This window comes from Streptomyces sp. NPDC050388 (genome assembly GCF_040655635.1).
In the GTDB taxonomy this organism is placed as follows: domain Bacteria; phylum Actinomycetota; class Actinomycetes; order Streptomycetales; family Streptomycetaceae; genus Streptomyces.
Genome location: NZ_JBFAKH010000158.1, coordinates 1 through 8,883, shown reverse-complemented (window position 1 = coordinate 8,883; position 8,883 = coordinate 1). Strand labels below are relative to the sequence as shown.

The 8,883-nt window shown below is 74.5% G+C and carries 2 protein-coding genes; both read left to right on the top strand.

All coding sequences use genetic code 11. The features are described from left to right. On the top strand, positions 1-2,382 hold a 2,382-nt coding region (locus AB0I73_RS39055; RefSeq protein ID WP_363045151.1), incomplete at its 5' end, for an SDR family NAD(P)-dependent oxidoreductase. 25 nt (positions 2,383-2,407) lie between these two features. Further along, the coding region (locus AB0I73_RS39050) for a type I polyketide synthase (RefSeq protein WP_363045150.1) at positions 2,408-8,883 on the top strand (6,476 nt) is incomplete at its 3' end.

The window sequence follows — 8,883 nt, the reverse complement described above, 5'->3', positions numbered from 1 at the left end:
GGCACCATCGAGGACGCCGGCGCGGAGGCCGCCGCGCTGGGCACCCTGCGCCGCGACGAGGGCGGCGTGGAGCGGCTGCTGACCTCGCTGGCCGAGGCACACTGCCACGGCGTCACCGTCGACTGGCACACCGTCTACGCCGGCACCGGCGCCCGCCGCATCCCCCTGCCCACCTACCCCTTCCAGCACCAGCACTACTGGCTGGAGGACGAGCCGGAGACCGCCGTCGGCGTGTCCGGGCCGTCGGCGGTGGAGGCCGAGTTCTGGAAGGCCGTCGAGGAGGGCGACGAGAAGGAGCTGGCGCGCCGGCTGGAGGGTGTCGAAGCCGGTGCGTTGAGCGCGGTTCTCCCGGCGCTGGCCGCCTGGCGGCGTGGCGCGGTGACCCGCGCGACGCTGGACTCCTGGCGGTACCGGGTGACGTGGAAACCGCTGGCGGCCACGGGCGGCGGGCGCGCTCTCACCGGTGCGTGGCTGGTCGTCGTACCGGAGTCCGGAGTCGAAGGCGCGCTGATGGCAGCCACCGTCCGGGAACTGACGGGGCGTGGGGCGCGCGTGATCCCGCTGGTGCTCGGCGAGCACCAGCGGGACCGGGAAGAGCTCGCCAAGGTGCTGCGGGCTGCGCTCGTGGAGGCTGAGGGGACCGAGTTCAGCGGCGTCCTGTCGCTGCTGGCCGTGGCGGCCGGGACCGGAGAGGCGGAGACCGCTCTCGGCATCGGGCTGCCGACGGTGACCGCCGGCACGCTGGCGCTCGTCCAGGCCCTCGACGACAGCGGTATGCGAGCGCCGCTGTGGTGTGTCACGAGCGGAGCCGTCCAGATTGGACAGACCGGTCGTCCGGAGCCGGTGAGCAGTCCGGTGCAGGCACAGCTGTGGGGGATGGGCCAGGCCATCGCCCTGGAGGCACCGGGGAGCTGGGGCGGTCTGATCGACCTGTCCGACATCACGGTGTCCGAAGGGAGCGACGCATCAGTGGTGGAGCGGATGTGCGCCGTGCTGGCCGGGGACCTCGGGGACGAGGACCAGGTCGTGGTGCGCGGCTCCGACGCCTTCGCCCGTCGGATCGAGCACGCCGGACTCGGCGACACCGTCCGTCCGTTCGAGCCGCGTGACACTGCTCTGATCACCGGCGGTACCGGTTCCGTCGGCGGGCATGTGGCGCGCTGGCTTGCCGAGCTGGGCGCCGGACACATCGTGCTGACGAGCCGTCGCGGCCCGGACGCCCCGGGCGCGGCGGAGCTGGTGGAGGAGCTGGAGCGGGCCGGTGCCACGGCGACGGTGGTCGCGTGCGACGTGGCGGACCGCGAGCAGGTCGACGCGCTGGTCGAGCGGTTGCGGGTCGAGGGCCGGCCGGTGCGGAGCGTCTTCCACACGGCGGGCGTGGACGACACGGCCGCCGTGCAGGACACGGACGCAGAGGCGTACGCCGCGGTCCTGTCCGGCAAGGTGAACGGCGCGCTGCACCTGGACGATGCGCTCGGGGACTCCGCGGACGCCTTCGTGCTGTTCTCCTCGATCTCGGGGGTGTGGGGCAACGCCCGGCACTCCGCTTATGCCGCGGCCAACGCCTCGCTGGACGCACTGGCCCACCGGCGCCGGGCCCAGGGGCGTACGGCGACGTCCGTCGCGTGGGGCTGGTGGGAAGGCGACGGACTGGCCGGCGGGGCCGGGGTCGGCGGGGCACTGAGCGGACTCGGTCTGTCGGCGATGTCTCCGGAGCTGGCCGTGACGGCCATGCGGCAGGCGGTCGAGCACGAGGAGACCGCGATCGTCGTCGCTGACATCGACTGGCAGGGCTTCGCCCCCGCGTTCACCGCGATGCGCCCGAGCCCGTTGATCGGTGACCTGCCGGAGGTGCGCGGTGCGCGGCCGACCGGGGACGGGACGACGCCGGAGGGGGCGGAGGAGTCCGCACGGGACACGGCGGGCCTGCTCCGCGCCGAGCTCGTGGAACTGCCCGGCCCGGAGAGGGAGTTCGTCCTCCTTGAACTGGTCCGGGACCACGCCGCGGCCGTGCTGGGCCTCACGGGTCCGGGCGAGGTGCGGCCCGACCGGGCGTTCCGCAAGCTCGGGTTCGACTCGCTCACCGCCGTGGACCTGCGCAACCGGATCGTCCGGGCCACCGGCCTGCGGCTGCCGGCCGCCCTGGTCTTCGACCACCCGACACCCTCCGCGCTGGCAGGGTTCCTGCTGCGCAAACTGGACCTTCCGCAGACGGCGGGCGACGGCCCGGCTTCGCCCCTCACCTCCGTCCCCGCCTCCGCCGAGGTGGCGGCATCCCCCGAGACCGGACCGTCGGCCCCGGCAGCGGCGACGGACGACTCGATTGACGACATGGACGCCGAAAGCCTGATCCAGCTGGCGCTGGGAGACAACGGCTCATGATGACGTGCGAAATATGGAGTGCATGATGGCTGCTTCGGCGAACAAGGTCCTTGAGGCTCTGCGGGCGTCGGTCAAGGAGACCGAGCGGCTCCGCAGGGAGAACGCCCGGATCACGGAGGCGGCACGGGAACCCGTCGCGATCGTCGGAATGAGCTGCCGGTACCCGGGCGGTGTCGCAGGCCCCGAGGACCTGTGGCGGCTCGTGGAGGCGGGCCGTGACGCCGTGGGCCCCTTCCCCACGGACCGCGGCTGGGACATCGACGGCCTGTACGCGTCGAGCCCGGCGGGCTCGGGGGCGTACGAGGGCGGGTTCGTGCCCGACGCCGCCGAGTTCGACGCCGGGTTCTTCGGGATCTCGCCGCGCGAGGCCCTGGCCATGGACCCGCAGCAGCGCCTGCTGCTCGAGGCGGCCTGGGAGGCCGTCGAGCATGCCGGGGTGGCCCCGTCCGCACTGCGCGGCACCCGTACCGGCGTGTTCGCCGGTGCCGCCGTCTCCGGTTACGAGTCCAAGCTGCAGAACGCGTCGAACGACGTCGAGGGCTACTTCCTGACGGGCACGGCGGGCAGCGTCGTCTCCGGGCGCATCGCCTACACCCTGGGCCTGGAGGGGCCGGCGGTGACGGTCGACACGGCCTGTTCGTCGTCGCTGGTCGCCCTGCACCTGGCCGTCCAGGCACTGCGCAACGGCGAGTGCGACCTGGCGCTGGCCGGCGGTGTCGCCGTGATGGCGGTGCCGGAGGCGTACGCGGAGTTCAGCAAGCAGGGCGGCCTCGCCGTCGACGGCCGCTGCAAGTCGTTCGCGGCCGCCGCCGACGGCACGGGCTGGGCCGAGGGCGTCGGCATGCTGTTCGTGGAGCGGCTGTCCGACGCGGTCCGCAACGGCCACGAGGTCCTCGCCGTCATCCGGGGCACCGCCGTGAACCAGGACGGCGCCAGCAACGGCCTGACCGCGCCGAACGGCACGGCCCAGCAGCGCGTCATCCGCGCCGCCCTCGCCAACGCCGACCTGGTGGCCGGTGAGGTCGACGTGGTCGAGGCGCACGGCACGGGAACCGTGCTGGGCGACCCGATCGAGGCGCAGGCCGTCGTGGACACGTACGGCCAGGAGCGGGCCGACGGCCACCCGCTGTGGCTGGGCTCGATGAAGTCGAACATCGGTCACGCGCAGGCCGCTTCGGGTGCCGCCGGCATCATCAAGATGGTCATGGCGATGCGCCACGGCGTGCTGCCGAAGACCCTGCACGTGGACGAGCCGACCCCGCACGTCGACTGGTCGGCGGGCGCCGTGGAGCTGTTGACCGAGGCCCGCCGGTGGCCCGAGACCGGTGCGCCGCGCCGCGCCGCCGTGTCGTCCTTCGGCGTCAGCGGCACCAACGCGCACATCATCGTGGAGCAGGCACCGCAGGAAGCCGTCGCCGACGCGTCCGAGGACGCGCCCGCCGACGCCCCCGCCGACGTTTCCGTGCACCCGTGGCTGGTGTCGGGCGCGTCCGCGCAGGGACTCGCCGCACAGGCGCAGCGCCTGGTGGACCACCTCACAGGCACGCAGACCACGGCCGAGGCCGCCGCCCTTGCTGCCGCGCGCACGCTCGACGTCGGTTTCTCCCTCGCCACCGGCCGGGCCGCGCTGGAGCACCGTGCCGTCGTTCTCGGCGAGGACCGCGAGGCACTGCTGGACGGGCTGCGCGCACTGAGCCAGGGGTCGGAGACCGCCGCGACGGTGCGCGGACTCGCCACGCCCGGCCGGCTCGGTGTGATGTTCTCCGGCCAGGGCTCCCAGCGCCCCGGCATGGGCCGGGAGCTGTACGAGGCGTTCCCGGTGTACGCCGAGGCCTTCGACGCCGTGTGCGCCGAGCTGGACCGGCACCTCGCCGGGCATGCCGAACGGTCCGTGCGCGACGTCGTGTTCGCGGAGGCGGGCAGCACCGACGCGGCGCTCCTCGACCAGACGGTCTACACGCAGGCCGCCCTGTTCGCCGTCGAGGTGGCGCTGTTCCGACTCGTCGCCTCCTGGGGTGTCACCCCAGACCACCTGATGGGCCACTCCGTCGGCGAGATCACCGCGGCGCACGTGGCGGGTGTCCTCGGCCTCGAGGACGCCGCGGCGCTGGTCGCCGCCCGGGGCCGGCTCATGCAGGCCCTGCCCGCGGGCGGAGCCATGGTCGCCGTCGGGGCCACCGAGGACGAGGTGGCCGAACTGCTCGCCGACCGTCCGGACGTGTCGGTCGCGGCCGTCAACGGACCGCGTTCGGTGGTGGTCTCCGGCGCCGAGGAGCCCGTCCTCGAGATCGCCGCCGCCTTCGAGGAGCAGGACCGCAAGACGCGGCGGCTGAAGGTGTCCCACGCCTTCCACTCGCCGCTCATGGAACCCATGCTCGAGGAGTTCCGCACCGTCGCCGAGAGTCTGACCTTCCACCCGCCGCGGCTGTCGGTCATCTCCAACGTCACCGGCCGCCCGCTGCGTTCGCAGGAGGTCCGCGACCCCGGCTACTGGGTGCGCCACGTCCGCGAGGCCGTCCGCTTCGAGCAGGGCGTCCGCACGCTCGCCGACCAGGGCGTCACCGCGTTCCTGGAGATCGGCCCCGGCGGGGTGCTGACCGCCCTGGCCCAGGACTGCGTCGCCGGCGCCGACGGCGTGTCCTTCGTGGCCGCGCTGCGCAAGGGCCGACCCGAGACGTACGCCCTGACCGCCGCCGTCGCCGCCCTGCACGTGCACGGCACGGCCGTCGACTGGGCCGCCTTCTACGCCGGCACCGGCGCCCGTCGCGTCGCCCTGCCCACGTACGCCTTCCAGCGCACCCGCTACTGGCCGACCCCGGCCGCTCCGCAGGACGCCGCCGAGATACTGGCCACCTTCCGCAACGAGGCCCGCTTCTGGGAAGCCGTGGAGCGCGAGGACCTCACGGCTCTCGCCGACACGATGCGGCCCGTCGACGTCGACCCGCTGGCCGCCGCCCTGCCCGCGCTCGCCGCGTGGCGGCGCCGCAACCGCGACCTCGACATCGTCGACTCCCTGCGCTACCGCATCGACTGGAAGCCGGTCACCGCGGCGGCGCAGCCCCTCACCGGGCCCTGGCTCGTCCTCGCCCCCACGCGTACCGCGTACCACGCGCTCGTCGCCCGTACCGGCGAGGCGCTCGCCGCCCGCGGCGCCGACGTGACCGTCGTCGACGTGGACACCGACGGCCTCGACCGCGCGGCCCTGGCCGCCCTGCTGACCGCGCACACCGACGCGGACGCCCCGCCCGCCGGTGTGCTGTCGCTGCTCGCCCTGGCCCCGGACGCCTGTGACGATCCGTTCGCCTCGGGCGGTGTTCCCGCCGGCACGGCCGCCACCATCACCCTCACGCAGGCCCTCGACGACACCGGCCTCGTCGTCCCGCTGTGGATCGCCACCTGCGGCGCCGTCACCATCGGCCGCTCCGATTCCCTGAACTCCCCCGCCCAGGCCCCGCTGTGGGGACTGGGCCGCGTCATCGGCCTGGAGTACGGCGAACGCTGGGGCGGTCTTGTCGACCTGCCCGCCGAGCTCGACGACCGCACCGCCGACCGGCTCGCCGCCGCCCTCGCCGACGGCGCGGAGGACCAGATCGCGCTGCGCTCCTCCGGCCTGTACGTCCGCCGTCTCGCCCACGACCCGCGCACCGACGGCGGATCCGCCGTGTTCACCCCGCGCGGCACCGCCCTGATCACCGGCGGCACCGGCGCGCTCGGCGCGCACACGGCCCGTTGGCTCGCCCGGAGCGGCGCCGAACGGATCGTCCTGGCCGGCCGCCGCGGCCCCGACGCCCCCGGTGCCGCCGAACTCGCCGCCGAGCTCGAAGCGCTGGGCGCGTCCACCGTCGTCGTCTCCTGTGACGTGTCCGACCGTGCGTCGCTCGCCGCCCTTCTGGAGACCCTGCGCACCGACGGCGGCCCTGCGCTGCGCTCGGTGTTCCACACGGCGGGCATCGCCAGCGACACCCCGCTCACCGATGTCGACCTGACCGCCTTCGCCACCGAGATCCAGGCCAAGGCCGCGGGCGCCGCCCACCTCGACGACCTGCTGCGTGACCAGGACGCGGAACTCGACGCGTTCGTCCTGTTCTCGTCCATCTCCAGCGTGTGGGGCAGCCGCGGCCAGGCTGCGTACGCCACCGGCAACACCTACCTCGACGCGCTCGCCCAGCGCCGCCGTAGCCGCGGCGCCGCCGCGGCATCCGTGTCCTGGGGCGCCTGGGGCGGCGGTGGTCTCGCCGACGGCCGCGAGGGCGAGCGTCTCGCCCGGCGCGGCATCCGCACCATGTCCCCCGAGCACGCCGTCGCCGCGCTGAAGCACGCCCTCGACCACGACGACACGCACATCGCGGTCGCCGACGTCGACTGGGACCGCTTCCTGCCCGCCTTCACCGCGGTGCGGCCGCGTCCGCTGCTGAGCGACCTCCCCGAGGCCGCCGCGCTCGCCGCCGGCCCCGCCGGACCCGACGTCGGCGCCCCCGAGGCCGACGACACCCGCTCGCGGCTGCGCGACCGGCTGGCCGGGCTGTCCCCCGCCGACCGTACGGCGCACCTGGTGCAACTCGTCCGCGAAGCCGCCGCCGCGGTCCTCGGCCACACCGGCACCGACGAGATCCGTCCCGACCGGGCCTTCCGTGACCTGGGCTTCGACTCGCTCACCGCCGTCGACCTGCGCAACCGGCTGTCCCGCGATTGCGGCGTCCCGCTGCCGAGCACCCTCGTCTTCGACCACCCCAGCCCGCTCGCGCTGGCTCGCTTCGTCGAGTCCGAGTTGCTCACGACCGGCACCGCCCCCGCGGCCTCCACGGACGTGCTCCTCGCGGGCACGGCCACCGACGAGCCCATCGCCATCGTCGGCATGGCCTGCCGCTACCCGGGCGGCATCGCCGGCCCCGAGGACCTGTGGCGGCTCGTCGACTCCGGCGGCGACGGCATCACCCCCTTCCCCACCAACCGCGGCTGGGACCTGGACGCGCTGTACGACCCGGACCCGGACGCACACGGCACCTCGTACGTGCGTGACGGCGGTTTCCTGCACGACGCCCCCGGCTTCGACGCGGACTTCTTCGGGATCTCGCCGCGCGAGGCCCTGGCCATGGACCCGCAGCAGCGCCTGCTGCTGGAGGCGTCCTGGGAGGTCTTCGAACGAGCCGGCATCGACGCCGCGTCCGTACGCGGCGACCGCATCGGCGTGTTCGCCGGCGCGTCGCCCTCCGGTTACGGCGCCGACCTCGGCCGCACCGCCGATGCGGGCGGCACCGAGGGCCACCTGCTGACCGGCATGGCCACCAGTGTGCTCTCCGGCCGCATCGCCTACACCCTGGGCCTGGAGGGGCCGGCGGTGACGGTCGACACGGCGTGCTCGTCGTCGCTGGTGGCCCTGCACCTGGCCGTCCAGTCGCTGCGCACCGGTGAGTGCACCATGGCCGTCGCCGGCGGTGTCGCCCTGATGGCGACCCCCACGGGATTCGTCGAATTCAGTCGCCAGCGCGGCCTGGCCGCCGACGGCCGCTGCAAGTCCTTCTCCGACGACGCGGACGGCACCGGCTGGTCCGAGGGCGTGGGTGTGCTGCTGGTGGAGCGGCTGTCGGACGCGCGCCGCAACGGCCACCAGGTCCTCGCCGTCGTGCGCGGCTCGGCGGTCAACCAGGACGGTGCGTCCAACGGCCTGACCGCCCCGAACGGTCCGTCGCAGCAGCGGGTCATCCGCCAGGCGCTGGCCAACGCGGGTGTCGCGGCGGCGGACGTGGACGTGGTGGAGGCGCACGGCACCGGCACGACGCTGGGCGACCCGATCGAGGCCCAGGCGCTGCTGGCCACCTACGGCCAGGAGCACGACGCGGACCGGCCGCTGTGGCTCGGTTCGATCAAGTCCAACATCGGCCACGCCGCGGCCGCATCCGGCGTCGGCGGCATCATCAAGATGGTGCAGGCCATGCGGCACGGGGTGCTGCCGCAGACGCTGCACGTGGACGAGCCGTCCTCGAAGATCGACTGGTCGGCGGGGGCAGTGGAACTGCTGACCGAGGCCCGCGCCTGGCCGGAGACGGGCGAGCGCCCGCGCCGCGCCGCCGTGTCCTCGTTCGGCATCAGTGGCACCAACGCGCACGTCATCCTGGAGGCCGTCGAGGAGGAGCCGGCCCCGGTGGAGGAGCCGGCGAGCACGCTGCCGGTGGTGCCGTGGCTGCTGTCGGCCAAGACGCCAAAGGCGCTGGCCGGCCAGGCCGAGCGGCTGCTGCCGCTGGCGGCCGGCGAGGTCTCGCCGGTCGATGTCGGCTTCTCGCTGGTGGCGACCCGCACGGCCTTCGAGCACCGTGCGGTGATCGTGGGAGACGACCGGGAGGCACTGCTGCGCGCGCTGGCGCAGGGCCGTCCGGCCGCCGGCGTGGTCTCGGGGATGGCGGCCGAGGGCCGTTCGGCGTTCCTGTTCTCCGGGCAGGGCGCGCAGCGTCCCGGCATGGGCCGGGAGCTGTACGCGGCCTTCCCCGTGTTCGCCGAGGCCTT